The 13775-nt window shown below is 51.8% G+C and carries 13 protein-coding genes; 5 read left to right on the forward strand and 8 right to left on the reverse strand.

Translation table 11 applies throughout. The features are described 5' to 3' along the window. Positions 1 to 55: 55 nt before the first annotated feature. The 5 genes from EPA93_RS10110 to EPA93_RS10130 form a co-directional block, all read right to left on the reverse strand. On the reverse strand, positions 56 to 253 hold the full coding sequence (locus tag EPA93_RS10110) for a hypothetical protein (RefSeq protein WP_129887033.1): 198 nt from the start codon (positions 251 to 253) through the stop codon (positions 56 to 58). A gap of 379 nt (positions 254 to 632) precedes the next feature. Then, positions 633 to 1604 carry a helix-turn-helix transcriptional regulator gene (locus EPA93_RS10115; RefSeq protein ID WP_129887035.1) on the reverse strand — a complete coding sequence of 324 codons (972 nt, stop codon included), beginning with the start codon at positions 1602 to 1604 and terminating at the stop codon, positions 633 to 635. A gap of 207 nt (positions 1605 to 1811) precedes the next feature. Further along, a complete protein-coding gene (locus EPA93_RS10120) occupies positions 1812 to 2402 on the reverse strand; it encodes a permease (protein ID WP_129887037.1) in 591 nt (196 codons plus the stop codon). Between the two features lie 111 nt (positions 2403 to 2513). Continuing rightward, a complete protein-coding gene (locus tag EPA93_RS10125) occupies positions 2514 to 3233 on the reverse strand; it encodes an MBL fold metallo-hydrolase (RefSeq protein WP_129887039.1) in 720 nt (239 codons plus the stop codon). Positions 3234 to 3889: 656 nt separating this feature from the next. Continuing rightward, positions 3890 to 5140 (reverse strand): cytochrome P450 family protein, encoded by a 1251-nt coding sequence (locus EPA93_RS10130; RefSeq protein WP_129887041.1) that lies wholly within the window; start codon positions 5138 to 5140, stop codon positions 3890 to 3892. 98 nt (positions 5141 to 5238) lie between these two features. Between EPA93_RS10130 and EPA93_RS10135 the strand changes: the two genes are divergently transcribed. Continuing rightward, positions 5239 to 5865, forward strand: a complete 627-nt coding sequence (locus EPA93_RS10135; protein WP_129887043.1) for a TetR family transcriptional regulator — start codon at positions 5239 to 5241, stop codon at positions 5863 to 5865. A gap of 76 nt (positions 5866 to 5941) precedes the next feature. Here EPA93_RS10135 and EPA93_RS10140 read toward each other — a convergent pair whose 3' ends face one another. Then, positions 5942 to 6286 carry a cupin domain-containing protein gene (locus tag EPA93_RS10140; RefSeq protein WP_129887045.1) on the reverse strand — a complete coding sequence of 115 codons (345 nt, stop codon included), beginning with the start codon at positions 6284 to 6286 and terminating at the stop codon, positions 5942 to 5944. 293 nt (positions 6287 to 6579) lie between these two features. Here EPA93_RS10140 and EPA93_RS10145 point away from each other — a divergent pair, with 293 nt between their 5' ends. The 3 genes from EPA93_RS10145 to EPA93_RS10155 all read left to right on the forward strand — a co-directional run bounded on the left by EPA93_RS10145 (position 6580) and on the right by EPA93_RS10155 (position 9163). Further along, a complete protein-coding gene (locus tag EPA93_RS10145; protein ID WP_129887047.1) occupies positions 6580 to 7044 on the forward strand; it encodes a DUF6022 family protein in 465 nt (154 codons plus the stop codon). A 452-nt stretch (positions 7045 to 7496) separates the two neighbouring features. After that, positions 7497 to 8354, forward strand: coding sequence for a GNAT family N-acetyltransferase (locus tag EPA93_RS10150; protein WP_129887049.1), 858 nt, complete (start codon positions 7497 to 7499; stop codon positions 8352 to 8354). 176 nt (positions 8355 to 8530) lie between these two features. Beyond that, a complete protein-coding gene (locus EPA93_RS10155) occupies positions 8531 to 9163 on the forward strand; it encodes an NADPH-dependent F420 reductase (RefSeq protein ID WP_165423005.1) in 633 nt (210 codons plus the stop codon). A 254-nt stretch (positions 9164 to 9417) separates the two neighbouring features. On the opposite strand, the gene EPA93_RS10160 is transcribed toward EPA93_RS10155, so the two are convergent. Both EPA93_RS10160 and EPA93_RS10165 read right to left on the reverse strand, forming a co-directional pair. Beyond that, positions 9418 to 11019: a cation:proton antiporter domain-containing protein gene (locus tag EPA93_RS10160; RefSeq protein ID WP_165423006.1), complete on the reverse strand. Its 1602-nt coding sequence runs from the start codon at positions 11017 to 11019 to the stop codon at positions 9418 to 9420. A 148-nt stretch (positions 11020 to 11167) separates the two neighbouring features. Then, positions 11168 to 12214: an NAD(P)-dependent oxidoreductase gene (locus EPA93_RS10165; protein WP_129887055.1), complete on the reverse strand. Its 1047-nt coding sequence runs from the start codon at positions 12212 to 12214 to the stop codon at positions 11168 to 11170. Between the two features lie 360 nt (positions 12215 to 12574). On the opposite strand from EPA93_RS10165, the gene EPA93_RS10170 reads away from it, so the two are divergent. Continuing rightward, a complete protein-coding gene (locus EPA93_RS10170) occupies positions 12575 to 13354 on the forward strand; it encodes a dienelactone hydrolase family protein (protein ID WP_129887057.1) in 780 nt (259 codons plus the stop codon). Positions 13355 to 13775: the final 421 nt, after the last annotated feature.

Raw genomic sequence — 13775 nt, forward strand, 5'->3', positions numbered from 1 at the left:
TATACGGGGCGACCTTTGTGGTCGCCCCGCTGATCGTAATGGTTGTTGACTTCTATTATTTGTGATGGTGCTTATCGTGGTGCTTGTTGTGATGGGTGTTCTCGTGATGGTTGGTAGGATGGTGATGCGTAGTCGTGTGGTGATGGTTATGCGTGTGCACATGGGCCTTTTCATGGTGCTGCTTGTGGGTACCACCCGCAACACTTTCTAGCTCTTCATCGTTTAGCTCGTGGACGAAATTCAGCTTTTCCATCTTAAGGTGTCCTTTCTCCTAAATAAACAGAATGGCGAACTGCTCTACTCTCTCATATCCAAAGGGATAGCGCTAGAATATATAAATAAAAGCAGCTCTGACATTTAGAACGAGAGAAGTAGTTAATGATAACATCAAATAATTGATTGGACTTGAGAAGGCTAAACTATATTTGGTCTGAATATGGGCCAGCAGAAGACTAATTGGAACACTTGAAAGCAAACACTGCTAAAGTGAAAGAAAAGCTGGTAGGGGGTAAGAAGGAGAGAAAACATCTGACTACGCTTAGAAGGATATTTAGGGGAAGAACTCTGACATGCTTAGTTATGGATCGGGCCGCGGGCCGCTAGTTTAGCGCGTTGCTTAAGCTAAGCAGGCTCTATAACACCGGGCTTATCTGAGCCAGACCCACTAGCTGGCTAATCTGATCGGCAAGACTTTGCAGCGCGTCAAGTAGTTCAGGTGGCTGTTGCACTCGAAAAGGGCAGCCCAGCTTGACGAGAAAACGGGCCATATGTTCCAGGTCGTCGTCATAAGCTCGCAGTAAGATGCCCTCTGGCGTCTCTTGCAGGGTGGCAAACGTTGCCGGGATCGCCTGGCTGATCTGCTCAAGCTCAGCTTTTAGCACAACTTCGACAAGCCAGCGCGCCGGCATGGTCAGAATGGAGCGTATAGCATGGTTTAGCGCATCGAAATCCTGTGGCCGCTCAAAATAAGCTTTACGCTCCTCAACTTGTGTTATGCGATCGAGACGAAAGAGGCGTATCCCCTGGCGTAGATGGCAGAAACCGCTTGCATACCAGTGTTCGTTATAGTAGAGCAGAGCATAACAATCAAATTCGCGCTCAGTAAGCTTATCCTCTTTGGAACAGTAAGCTATCCATACGCGTTGCTGCCGATGGGCGGCCATGCTAAGTAGCGCGATATGTTCGCTTGTCGCTCTGGCATTGGGGGGAGCCGCATCCAGCACTATATATTCTTGCATAGCCTGCACTTGTTCCCGCAACATTGAGGGCAGTATACGCTCAACTTTGGCCAGCGCTCCTTCTATTGCCGGAGCTGTGCCGGCGAGCCCAAACTGGCGAGCAGCGTGCAGACCCAGCGTAATGGCTACAGCTTCTTCTTCTGTCCACATCAAGGGTGGTAGTTTAAAGCCTGGACGTAGGCGGTAACCTCCATAGCGCCCACGCTCGCTCTCCACAGGAATGCCGAGATCCTGGAGTTGCGTAATATAGCGTCGTATGCTACGCGTGTTGACCTCAAGCCGTTCGGCCAGCTGGGTTGCGGTATAGCCAGAACGCGCCTGCAGCAGTTCTAGTAAGGTCAGGAGTCGTGTGGCCGGCGAATACATGTTGAAATTCTCTCTACTTGTTGCGCTCTATGCAATCAGCGCTAGATGATATGGTCACGTGTTTGCTCTGTTAGCGCGAACATTTCTTCAAAGTATATATGCGTCAGTTCTTTTGAGCAAGTAGGAGGTAAACATGTGCGACGGCCAGTATCGTTTGTGGCGAGTCTGCTCGTCAACTGTTGCCCGATGATCTCCATGAGCCTGGCTTTAGCCAATGCCCATAACATCTGTCACGAGCGAGAGTAAGAGCAGAAGGCTCATCACACTACCTGCGAGGAGAGCCCGCTTGAGGTTGGTTGGCAGCTTCGTGCTATGCTCACGAGCCCGCGCAAGCGCTGAGGAGAAGTATAATATACCTCCTACGACTATCAATATGCCCTCCAGGGCAATGCTGATGGGCCGTGAACCCCACAAGCCAAAACCCAGCAGGGGGAGATGGCCGAGATTTCCGGGCAGAATAGGCATATCGCTACGATGCACCAGAAGGTCGAGTAGCCAGTGGCTAAAGACCATGCCCGCGATGAGCAAGCCACCTTTTCTGCCCCAGAGACGCCAGGAGATCAAGCCGGCGCAGCCCGCGATAAGTAGGGCACCAACCAGCGAGTGAGTATAATTAGCGTGAATAATTGCCTCACCATACCCACCCTTGCCGATTGGGTCTATGCTCTCGACTCCAGTAAGCACGAGAGGGACGAAGATCACGTCAAGGAGCTGGGTGCTGAGCATAAGCGCCCAGAGCGGCACCTCTGGCTGCTTTGCTTTTACGGCCGCAGCCAGACCGAAATGACCGGCGAACATCTATTTTCCCTCTTGCTTTCCTTCTTCACATGGTTTAGCCTGAATATGGGCATCGAGCCAGCCGCATACTATGGTGAATAGCAAGACAAAAATGATGAAACTCATAGCTATTTATCCTACCTTTGCTCCCTGGCGCATGAGCTCGCGCGCCAATACTTCAATTGCCTGGTCCATGGCCGCTTGCGGCTGCTCTAGCACGCGCCCGTGTCCGATGGCCAGGCGGCTCGGCTCAAGGGCTAACAATTTGCGCGCGCTGGCTAGCGCAGAAGGTTTATGCCAGGTAGCTAAAGCTGGTAATGGGAAGAATGGCTTGAGCGTGCCCGAGACCGCCACGCCTCCAAGTGTTTGTAAGGCATCGCCAGCAATGAGCGTGCGATCGCGGGTATCCAGAAATGCCGCATGTCCGGGCGTATGGCCTGGGGTCGCCACGACTTCCAATGAGCCAATATGCTCGCCCTCGTGCAGTAGACGTGAAGGCTGCGTCTTGCAGATGGGATAGCCGCCACGCAGCTTAACTTGTGGCTCGTCGGGGTCCAGACTCATGTCGCCTTTAAGAAAGCGAGCATCACGGGCCATGATTGCTACCTCAGCCTCTGGCAGTAATTCATGCAACGCGTCAAGTCCACCAACATGGTCGCTATGGGCGTGGGTTAAGACGATACGCACGATGGGCTGGCCAAGTTGTTGCGCCGCCTGCATAATCGGTTTGGCACAACTGGCCAGGGCGGTATCAATTAAGGTAAGCCCATCGTTTTCACGGATAAAGTAGCAATTCATCATGCCAAGATAGCACAGTTGGATGAGATGGCTGCCATGAGCGGTAATTTTCATTTCTGTCTCTTTCTTTATGTTTTACCACTATTGATGTTAGTGATATATCTAATATAATTAGGTAAAAAGTTATTGGTATTAGATATGTTAAAGCAAAGTGGGTAGATTTGTCAAGAGTTAGGCAAGTGGATTTGATAAAACAGCGATTATTGGGCGAAAACTTGGAGCTTAGCGCTGTTAGCTTCTGGGAGAGAGGCAGGCGCTCAAAGCATTGGGCTTGGCAAGTGGCCTTATTCTAGCGTTATTGCCTGGCAAAGAGCGTAGGACAAGGCGATCTGTTCAGTAGCGAGGCACAGCAAAGCAGTCGGCTGGACCTACCCGAATCCCTACTTTAGGCGGGTGCCCGCAAAAGCGATACTGAGTATACTTTGCTCATAAGCATTGGGAGTGCTTATACACTGTTGCTTAACTCCATACCTGTTTACGCGATAGGAAACCTCTGGCTTGATGTCCGGCAAGTTCTTGTTTTCAGGAAATATCGGGAATCAAGGAAACTGTTGAGGTAACTCTGATGCAAGGGAGGTGGTAAAAAATTGAGCTGGCTGTTGCTCTGGTGCACCCATCTATATGGCATACCAGAGCAACGGAGAAAGCCTGCTTGTATCTTCCTCTATTGGTTTTTCCGCTATTCGATCCAGGCAGGCCTTTCTCACCATTCAAAAGGCGATGGGCAGCGCAGCCAGGCTCTGAGAGTTCAAACTGAAGTGCCAGGTGATATTATCACGTGGGATGTTGAGCCGCAGCCCTGGCATACGCCTGAGCAGGGTGGTAAAAGCAATATCGCCTTCCAGACGTGCCAGAGGTGCACCCAGGCAAGTATGGATGCCCTGTCCAAAGGCAATATGGCGATTAAGTGCTCGCGCAATATCCAGTTCATCTGGTTCTGTAAACTGGCTCTCATCACGATTCGCCGAGCGTAGTATGGGAATGACGATATCTCCTTGCTGGATTCGTTGCCCGGCCACCTCGATCTCTTCGGTAGCATAACGCGGCCCTGCGATCATGGCAGGCCCGTTGAAGCGCAGCAGTTCTTCGATTGCCAGGGGTACAAGACTGAGATCGGCTTTGAGTTTCTCAAACTGAGCGGGATGATCCAGTAACATCAAGGTGCCGGTGGCGATCAGGTTTGAGGTTGTTTCATGACCGGCAAAGATTAGTAGCGTAATCATCGAAAGCAACTCTGCTTCACTGAGCCGATCCCCCTGCTCTTCAATGGCAGTCAGCTGGCTGACCAGATCATCAGCGGGATGCTGGCGCTTATCGGCCACCAGATGGGCGGCGTAGTCTGCAAAGGCTTGAATGTGGGCTATGATTCCCGGCTCGCGCTTTCCCAGGCCCAGGCCGGTTGCCAACGCTGCTGACCACACGCGGACTCGGGCTCGGTCCGCTTGAGGAACGCCGAGCATTTCTGAAATAACATTGATAGGCAAAGGAAATGCATACTCCTCGACGAGATCCATCTGGCCCTGCTCTTGTACCTGGTTGAGCAATTCGTCGGCAATTTGCTGCACGCGTGGACGTAAGCCTTCGATATATCTTGGGGTGAAGGCTTTGGAAATCAGCGTACGTAACCTACGGTGATCTGGCATATCAACAGTGAGCATTGATGTGCCAGCGCTAAAGAAGCTAGGAGGAGCCGACAGGTTGGTATGCTCCTCAGCGTTTTGTCCAAAAAGACTTGTGTCGCTGATAATGCGGCGGTCCACGGTGAAGTGGACATGATCCTTGAGAATCCGTACAGCCTCTTCCATACGCGTTACCACCCAGACCTGGCGCTCAGTTCCTCCCAGTGGAAACGGTACAGGCACAATGGCGCCCAATGAACGTAGCTGGGCCAGCAATGTGAATGGATTCTCAGCAAGTTCACCGCTAAACAGGCTGAAGGTTGCCTGCTCTGGAGTGTTCATGACGATCTTCCTTATATATACTATCTCTAGTTGACACGACTGACGCTTTGTATTATAGTGCCATTAAGTGACATATGTCAATGTGAGATAAAAGTAAAATGAGTGACACATTTTTTACGCGGGATGATAGCGCGCAGAGAATAAGTTTACGAGAACGCAAGAAACGCCTGGTTCAAACCACTATCGAAGAAACTGCGCTTCGGCTGTTTCAACAACAGGGATATGAGCAAACTTCTATCCAGGATATTGCGGAGGCTGTGATGATGTCTACGCGTACGTTTTTTCGCTACTTTGCCTCCAAGGAGGAGGTGCTCTTTGGACCAATCCATACAAGCCTGTATGAGAGTATGCGCGTGCTACAACAGGTTGCGCCAACAGCAACACCGCATGCAGCCTTGAGAACAACCTTTATGCATATGGCCGACTTGTACCAGCAGCAGCGAGCCAGTTTTCTGATCCGCTACCAGGTGGCGGCGCAGACCCCATCAATCGCTTCCATCTACCTTTATACCATGATGGAGAAAGAGCCAGAGATTTGTGATGTGCTCTGCTCACGTTTGGATGGTTCTATGGATTACCATGAGATGCGCCTGCTGGTTGGTATGTATATGGCTGTATTTCGCATCGCTGTTGAGATTTGGCTTAAGCAAAAAGCACAAGGAGATCTTGTTTCCTTGCTTCGTGAGTACCTGGACTTGTGCTCGTCGCTATCCCACAATATTTAGAAAAAGGATCAGCCAGATCCAGATAAAGGCGTGCGCACAGCTCCTTTAGCTTCCAGCTCTCTGACAACAGGTTTACTCAATCTTCGAGCCACTCCGTAACTATTTGCTTGCTGAGATGGAGGTCAACCTGTTTCAGGGGAACCGTGCCGGAATTGCGGAACTTATGCGGAATGCCAGCGGGAACTATCACGATCTGGCCAGCCTGAATCTCTAGTGTCTCTGTGCCAACAGTATAGGTTGCCGAACCTTCCTGCACGAGAAAAATCTCTTTATAGGCGTGTCGATGGAGCCGTACGCTCTCTCCCGGCGGCATATCAACCCAGATAAAAGAAATATCTGTCTCTCCATACCGCTTTCCTTCAAATTCATACGTGTTGCCGTCACGCGGAAGTTCTTTGCGTTGAAGAAGAGTATAATCCATGTTTTGCCCCCACTCTATGCATTGTGCTAATCTTACGCTATTCGTGCTAGTAATTATACCTGAGCCAGACTTGAGAATGTAAGGCTGTCCCACCGGAACTTCCCGATCCGTCTCCTGTAGAGCGAGGCAAAGCCGCATGAAGAGCGTCCCTACCAAATAGAGCATCCATTGACGGCCGCAGAACTTCAACCTGTCCTTTTGGACAGTGTATTCCTTTTCGAGGATCATGTATAGTTAGTGGGTAAATGTTTACTCACATTTTGCGCTAGTCGATAATTAAGGAGATACATGATATGCCAAATACGCTGGCTACAGAGTTAGAGAATAGCGGCCGGACGGTGGAAGTAATTGCTGCCTATGTCCAGCACTATGTGAATGAGCGCTATCAGCAGGCCTGGCAAGAGATGTTACCTGAACTGGAGCAAACCTATGCAACAAAGGGTGAGCCGGCCTACGGTCTCTATTGCATACGCTTCTTTCAGCCGCTGAAAGAGGAGCTTGAGCAAGTTGGTTTGCAGGCTGAGCAGAATTTGCCAGGGAACTTTCCCTCCTCGATAGAAGAATGGGGTCCGCGAGATTATCGCGAGCGTCGCTTCTGGACTGTCCTGCGCGAGAGCAATGGCGAGAAGTTGGGAACATTGGTGACGCGCATCTTCCACGATCATACAAAATTGCGCCTGCCGCAAGCTCCAGCAGTTCTGCCTTTGTCGCAGACAGATGACGAGGCAATCAAACAGTTCGTCATGCAGATCGATTAAGCAGATACTGCCGATACAGCTGATCTCCTCCTGGTAGGGGCTTTTCCTTCTTTGAAAGAGGGGAGGAAAAGCCCTTGCCTCTTTTTCGTTTTGATCCTGGTAAGTCTGCCTGTGATGTGTTATACTCAATCCATTAAGGCATATATTTTAAGAGCGCAGAAAGGGATAAGCATAAGATGGAAAATACAATCATCTTCCAGGGGCCGAGTATCCTTTCTGTGCTGAGCCTGAGATTTAGTGCTTGAAACAAGCTCTCTTCGGGCAACATATTCCTTCTCAACTCCTCAGCTAGCCCATCTGTTAGGTAAATGAACCTGACCGAGATCCAGACATGGATGATTCAGCCTCCTAAGCGAAGATTTTTTCCGTCTTCTATTCCTTGCACAAAGCGTCATTGTGCGCTCTTTTCATTGATTTTTAGTGTATTTAAGTTATGAAAGGAAAGATCGCTTATGAGCTTAGTTCAAGGCAAGATGAAAGAAGGTCTCGGCGAAGCTGATCATGCGCATATCCGTGAGCTATTGCGCGTATGTCATCAATTTGATGGCCTGGAATTCCCGCTATCCCTGGAAGGTATGCTCTATGCTCCAAATAATGTTCTTCTGTGTTATCAGCACGAGACCTTGCTAGGAATGGTATATGTAATGAGCGAGGGCGATGTTGAATTGCTCGGCCTCGTGCATCCTGAGTACCGGCGGCAAGGCGTTGGGAGGAGCTTATTAGAAGCTGCAAAGACCTTTTGTCGCCGTAAGCAAGTTTCACATCTCTCTCTTGTATGCTTTGAAGCCATGCCCGCTGGAGAAGCCTTTTGCCGGGCTGTGGGAGGACAATACGAGAAATCAGAGTTCCACATGGTCTTAGATATGCAGGTGCTGCGGCCTCTGGAACCTTTAGATGTGGCCCTTAGCCTACGTCAGGCCGATGCTGCAGATGCGCGCACGCTTGCCCATTTTCTGGCTCAGGAGTTTGAGGAGGCTGAAGAGGAGATGTATAGCTGGATAGAAGCTGACCTGAAAAAGCCCGGACGCCGCGCTTTTCTTGTAGTTCTTGGTGAAGAGCCAATTGGCACGCTGCGCATGTTCGAAGATGATTCGTCGGTTGAGATTACTGCCTTTGGCATCCTGCCTCCATATCGTAGGCATGGCTATGGGAGGCGAATTTTACTGCAGGCCGTGCATATGCTTCTGACAGAAGGCTGGCAACATATTGCTCTTGATGTTGAGACTGAGAATAGGAAAGCCCTTGCTCTTTATCTCTCCTGTGGCTTTCGCCAAACCCGCGAGGATCGCTTTTATCGCCTGGATCTCTAAGGCTTATCGTGTAACCTGGGAGATATTGAGAGGGAGCTGACAAGCCTTTCTGGCCTGCCCTAATCTTCCTTGCTGTCGACTAATCTTCCCTGGACAAATCGTGTAGATACGCAGTATACTAACGTAGCCTCGCAAAAATGCTTGAACTCAAGATTTGTAACCAAGGAGAAGATACGATGACAGAAGAAAAGCAGATCATAGCTGTTCTAGGAGCCAGTAATATTGGCGGGACTCTAGGGCGCAAGTGGCATGCTGCGGGCCATACGGTTGCCTTTGGCGTAAGCGATCCACAGGGCAAGAATGCTCAGGCTATTCGGGCAGATTTGGGAAATGCCGTTAGCATTGGCACTACTACTGAGGTGTTAAGGACAAACCCGAATGTTGTGCTCATCGCTACGCCACCAACTGCCGTCAGTGAGATTGTTTCCGCCAATGCGGCCCACCTCAATGGTCGCACTATCATCGATGCGACGAACCGCATTGGTGAGGCTGTCCTGTACGATCAGCAGCTATTTCAACGATATGTGCCCAAGGCCCATATCTTCAGGGCCTTCAATACATTGGGCTGGGAAAATTTTGTCAATCCACTATTTGATGGCGTTCAGGCAGATCTCTTCTTCTGTGGGGCTCCTGCCCGGCGCGCAGCTGTCGATGCGTTAATTCGCGGTATAGGCTTGAATCCCATCTATCTTGGTGATGTAGATCAAGCTGAACTGCTGGATGGCATCACAAAACTGTGGTTCACGCTGGCCCTCAAGCAGGGCAAAGGTCGTCACCTGGCCTTCAAAGTGCTCACGGACCAGGCTTAGTCGCTTCCCGCTTGCCCTTCAGCGGTGCCTGATCGGCTGGAAAAATAAGAAGAGGTAGGAAATATATCTCTTCTACCTCTTTTGCTTGATTTTGACTCTTTTTGAGTTATCGTCTATTCATCCGGCTCTTCCTTAGCTTCGACAGGAAGATGCCCATCTTCCCAGGCCTGCCAGCCTCCAACCAGGGCCCTGACTCGTGACCAGCCAGCTTTTTGTAAGTCTTGCGCCACACGGGCGCTTGTTGCCTCATCCTGTCAGGTGCAGTATGCCACTATCCAGGTTTCCTTTGGGATGTCGAGCTCGCGTATCTGCTCAACTATCGTCTCGTCTGGCACGACACGCAGCGAACCCTTGGCCTGTTTGTCGCTTTTGCTATAGCTGCGCTCTTTACGTGCATCCAGCAGAATGATGCGCGCTTTAGTATGCCAGAGCTGGCGCAGCTCATCAAGCGTAATGCGTATGGGGTCCGCCGTCTGGAACTGTGGTGCCTCCTCCTTTTTTGGGTTCCTGTTCCGGTTGGGCGGCTGTAAAGTAATCAGGCTGCCATGATAGGTGCCGGTAGGCTCGTTGGGTACTACCGCTGGCGGAGGCGCTGTGGCGACAGCCGGTGTAGCCTCTTCCTCCTCTAACGGAGATGTCCCTTGCGGAATCTGGCGCTTGCGGCGTGGAGGGCGACGGCTCAGGATAAATGGTGAGCCACCATGTACCACTACCGAGAACAGAACCACAAGGGAACAGATTGAGAAGAGCTGCGTGCTACCCGGGATGTTGGCGAAGACCGGTAGCATAATGAGCAGCAAGGAACTAAGTCCCCGTGGCCCGAACCAGGCTGTCAGGATCTTCTCATAACGGCTCAAGCGAATGCGGGATAGGGAGACCGTGAAGGCGACCGGGCGTACGAGCAAGGCGATGATGGCAAAGAGTACAAGTATGGGCGTGATATGCTCGATGCCTGACCAGATCAGCGAGGAGCCGAAGATCACAAAAGTCAGCAGCAAGGCCATTTCGGTGGTGGTCTCGCCGTACTCCGTGAAGCAGTCGCAGAGCTCAACGTCCAGTGAGGAGATAGTCAAGCCGGCGGCAAAGGCAGCCAGAAAGCCGCTGCCATGCACGGCTTCGGCTGCGGCATAGGCCGTAAAGGCTATGCCCAGCGAGAAAAGCGACTCGTAATCGCGCCTGACCGTCAAATGCCTCCTCACCACATCCAGCGTGGCTACAGCGCACACGCCAACGAGAATCCCGGCTCCCGGACCCAGTACGAACAGATCAAGAATCAGGTGCCCCCAATCGCTCCCGGAGGGGGAGTGACCTTGCTGCAGAAAAGTCATGGTGACGATTACAATGGGCAGCAGGACAACATCATTGAGGCTGCTTTCCAGCGAGAGAGCTGTGCGCGCCGTCGCTGGAATATCGCGCCGCCGCAACAGACCCCGCAGCAAAACGGGATCAGTAGAAGAGAGCGCGGCACCCAACAGGACAGCTGCGGCGAGTGGCAGACCGAGCAAGCCCCAGGCGGCAAGGGCAATCAGCGCAGCCGAGAGCAGCGTGCCCGGCCCCAATACAAGCAAGGTGAGCACTCCTGCTCTGCGTATCTCGTTGAGATTGAGCGAGATAGCGTCGGTAAAGAGGACCATCACCAGGCTAAGTGGGGCCACGATACGCAGGATAGGCGAATCCAGGCCTATATTTAGCACTCCTAGCCCGAATGGACCCAGCACAGCTCCCAGGACAAGAAAGACTGCAACCTGGGGGAAACCAGTGCGCTCGATCAAGCCGGATAGTAAGGCCGCGATAATAATAACGATGCCAATCATGGCAAGGAGCGTAATGAACGACTCGGTACTGACTTCACTCATGATAAAAGGTTTCTCCATGCGTATGATTACGGAAAAATGCTGGCGCCTTTATGATATTTCACCATGTCCATGTTTGGCTACCCTCATATTTGTACGGCTAACTGGCTTGCCTGAACTCGGGAGAAGACTGTTGCCCTTTCCTCCTACCTCAATGTACCATGGCCTTCGGAGTCACAAGATTGCTGGAACGACCTTCTAAAAAGGCAAGAACGTTCTCAATGGTCGTGTCAAGAATGCGCTTGAGTGCCTCCTTGGAAGCAAATGCGATATGCGGGGTAATAATGACATTCTCGCGTTGCTGCAGGCTGTGATAAAGTTCCAGCAGTTTGCGTTGCTCGTCTGTTTGCAGGTCTGGAGCTGAGATATCACCAGCCTGCAAAAACTCCTCACCTTCCAGGGTGTCAAGGCCGGCTCCGCTCAGGATACCGTTATCAAGGGCTTCGACTAGAGCCTCGGTCTCGACAAGCGTACCGCGCGCTGTGTTAATTAACAGGGCGCCGGGCTTGAGCGATGGCAAATTTTGGCGATTGAGCAGATGATAGGTTGAGGCCAGGCTCGGCACGTGCAGGGTGATGATATCGGAATCTGTGAGCAGTTCAGGTAGGGGCAGATAGCGAAAGTTCAACAACTCGGCCATGAAATGCTTCTTGCGCACATCGTAGGCCAGCACTTGCATGCCAAAGCCATTGGCAATGCGAATAACATTGAGCCCGATAGCTCCTGTGCCAACGACGCCAAGCGTTTTGCCGTGCAGATCGAAGCCGCGCAGCTCTTCTATACTGGTGCCGTTCTGGCGCGTTAAGATGCGGCGTAGCTTGCGCGAGAGGGCCAGGAGCAGGGCGAAGGTATATTCGGCCACGGCAGTCTCGCCATAGCCAGGAACGTTGGCTACGGCTATGCCTCGCTCGGCCGCGTAGCCAGTATCGATATGATCATAGCCAGTTGAACGGGTGGCGATAAGCTGCAATCTGGGCATGGCATCTATCTCTTCTCGCCCGATGCGCGTATTAACAAAGGGGATAAGGATCTCGACTTCGCTTAGCTCGCTTGCCGGCATATCCTGTGGCAAGGCTGGAGTCAGGCGCAGTGAGAGCACATGCCCTAGATGCTCGTTGAGATAGCGTCCATCCTCTTCGTTTACAGTTGTTGCCAGAGCATGGACGAGAGACGAATTTTGTTGAGTATTGTTTTCCATCTTGTCGCCTTCCTTTGTTTCCTTGTGGGCGCATTTACGCTATGCGACTCAACCTATTGGCGCTGACTGCCTCTGCCATCGCTATACAGGATGAGGGCATCTGGAGCTTGAGCAAGGTCGGGGCCTGGCTCAATACTCACCTCTGCTACGGGAAAACCTGACTGCAAAAATAAGTTAGCTTGCTACTGACAATGACACGTTATCTGGGAGCTGTATGTTGCAGCTCTGATAAATATCCTCTTGACCTGGAGCATACTCCAGGTTGTATAGTTCTGCTAAGCGAAAAGCATCCTCAATCTCGGGGAACTATGAGCACGATGCTCTTCGCGAGGCATGAGGCCTGAAAGATAAAGGAGATTTATGATGCTGGATAAGGCAAGCGAGCATGAGATCGCGACCGAACATGTTAACGTTCCGGTAGATGAGGAAAGTGCTACCGCGCCGCTGGGCATGTATATGGCGCAGCCCGTCGAGCCGGGTAGCTATCCCGGTGTAATTGTCGGTTTTGAGCTGTTTGGCCTGACCGGCTATGTGCGCAAAGTGGTAGAGCGTATTGCCAGGCTGGGTTATGTTGTGGTTGCGCCAGATTTCTATCATCGCAGCGCGCCAGGCATTGAGCTAGCGGCTGATGCTGAGGGTCGCACGCGTGGTTTTGCCCTGCTCCATCAGCTTACGCGCCAGCAGGCCCTTAACGATGTGCGGGCAGCCATGAGCTATCTGCGGAACGTGCAGGGCTGTGCGAAGCTTGGTATAGTCGGCCTGAGCGTTGGTGGCCATATTGCCTATCTTGCCGCAACTCAATTGGATCTCAAGGCTACAGTCGCATTTTATGCTGGCTGGCTACCCGGTACGGAGATCCCGCTGAGCAGACCTGAGCCTACGCTTGCTCTAACGCCGGGGATTGCCAGCCATGATGGATATCTCTTGTTTCTGGTGGGCGAGAATGATGCGCTCATTCCGCGCGAGCAGCGAGCGGTTATCGCTACTGCCCTCAACGAAGCGAAGGTCAGGCATGAGCTGGTTGAGTACTCGGGCGCGCCGCACGGCTTTTTCTGCGACGAACGCGAGAGCTATGAGCCGGTAGCCGCTGCTGATGGTTGGCGGCGCCTACAGAGCTTGTTTGCCGCTGAGCTAGTGTAGGTCTGGCGCGCGGAGAATATTCAGGCTTGCGCGGATTTATCATAGAATGGTGATTGCGCACAAAAAAAGATGGGCACCATCAGGAATGATGACGGAAAAGCTCTCTCTGGGATTTCTAACGGGTCAGATTACACAAAAAAAGATGGCACCATCAGGGATGATGGCGCCACCTCGGACGATGGAGGAAGGGACGATTTGTGGACGTGGTTGCCGGTGTAGCTCGAATTCCTCCTTTTGATCAGCGATCCGTATGCTTCGTTGACTTAGCCGTTTCCAGTTCGCATGCTAATAATACAGCATGATACACGCCATTTAGCGTCAAGAAGCTCAGCTATAACAGCATTTTTGACGTTATTTTTGCACAAGCTGCGAGCATGTGGTGTGCCAACGCTTCTGAGCATAGATGCTCGCAAGGCTTGAG

It is taken from the genome of Ktedonosporobacter rubrisoli, assembly GCF_004208415.1.
Classification (GTDB): Bacteria; Chloroflexota; Ktedonobacteria; order Ktedonobacterales; family Ktedonobacteraceae; genus Ktedonosporobacter; species Ktedonosporobacter rubrisoli.

Bases quoted from the DNA above. Each gene is read 5' to 3' on its own strand.
- EPA93_RS10130 (WP_129887041.1), bottom strand. From the start codon at position 5,140: ATGAACACTCCAGAGCAGGCAACCTTCAGCCTGTTTAGCGGTGAACTT.
- EPA93_RS10135 (WP_129887043.1), top strand. From the start codon at position 5,239: ATGAGTGACACATTTTTTACGCGGGATGATAGCGCGCAGAGAATAAGT.
- EPA93_RS10115 (WP_129887035.1), bottom strand. From the start codon at position 1,604: ATGTATTCGCCGGCCACACGACTCCTGACCTTACTAGAACTGCTGCAG.
- EPA93_RS10165 (WP_129887055.1), bottom strand. From the start codon at position 12,214: ATGGAAAACAATACTCAACAAAATTCGTCTCTCGTCCATGCTCTGGCA.
- EPA93_RS10120 (WP_129887037.1), bottom strand. From the start codon at position 2,402: ATGTTCGCCGGTCATTTCGGTCTGGCTGCGGCCGTAAAAGCAAAGCAG.
- EPA93_RS10110 (WP_129887033.1), bottom strand. From the start codon at position 253: ATGGAAAAGCTGAATTTCGTCCACGAGCTAAACGATGAAGAGCTAGAA.
- EPA93_RS10160 (WP_165423006.1), bottom strand. From the start codon at position 11,019: ATGAGTGAAGTCAGTACCGAGTCGTTCATTACGCTCCTTGCCATGATT.
- EPA93_RS10140 (WP_129887045.1), bottom strand. From the start codon at position 6,286: ATGGATTATACTCTTCTTCAACGCAAAGAACTTCCGCGTGACGGCAAC.
- EPA93_RS10150 (WP_129887049.1), top strand. From the start codon at position 7,497: ATGAGCTTAGTTCAAGGCAAGATGAAAGAAGGTCTCGGCGAAGCTGAT.
- EPA93_RS10155 (WP_165423005.1), top strand. From the start codon at position 8,531: ATGACAGAAGAAAAGCAGATCATAGCTGTTCTAGGAGCCAGTAATATT.
- EPA93_RS10170 (WP_129887057.1), top strand. From the start codon at position 12,575: ATGATGCTGGATAAGGCAAGCGAGCATGAGATCGCGACCGAACATGTT.
- EPA93_RS10145 (WP_129887047.1), top strand. From the start codon at position 6,580: ATGCCAAATACGCTGGCTACAGAGTTAGAGAATAGCGGCCGGACGGTG.
- EPA93_RS10125 (WP_129887039.1), bottom strand. From the start codon at position 3,233: ATGAAAATTACCGCTCATGGCAGCCATCTCATCCAACTGTGCTATCTT.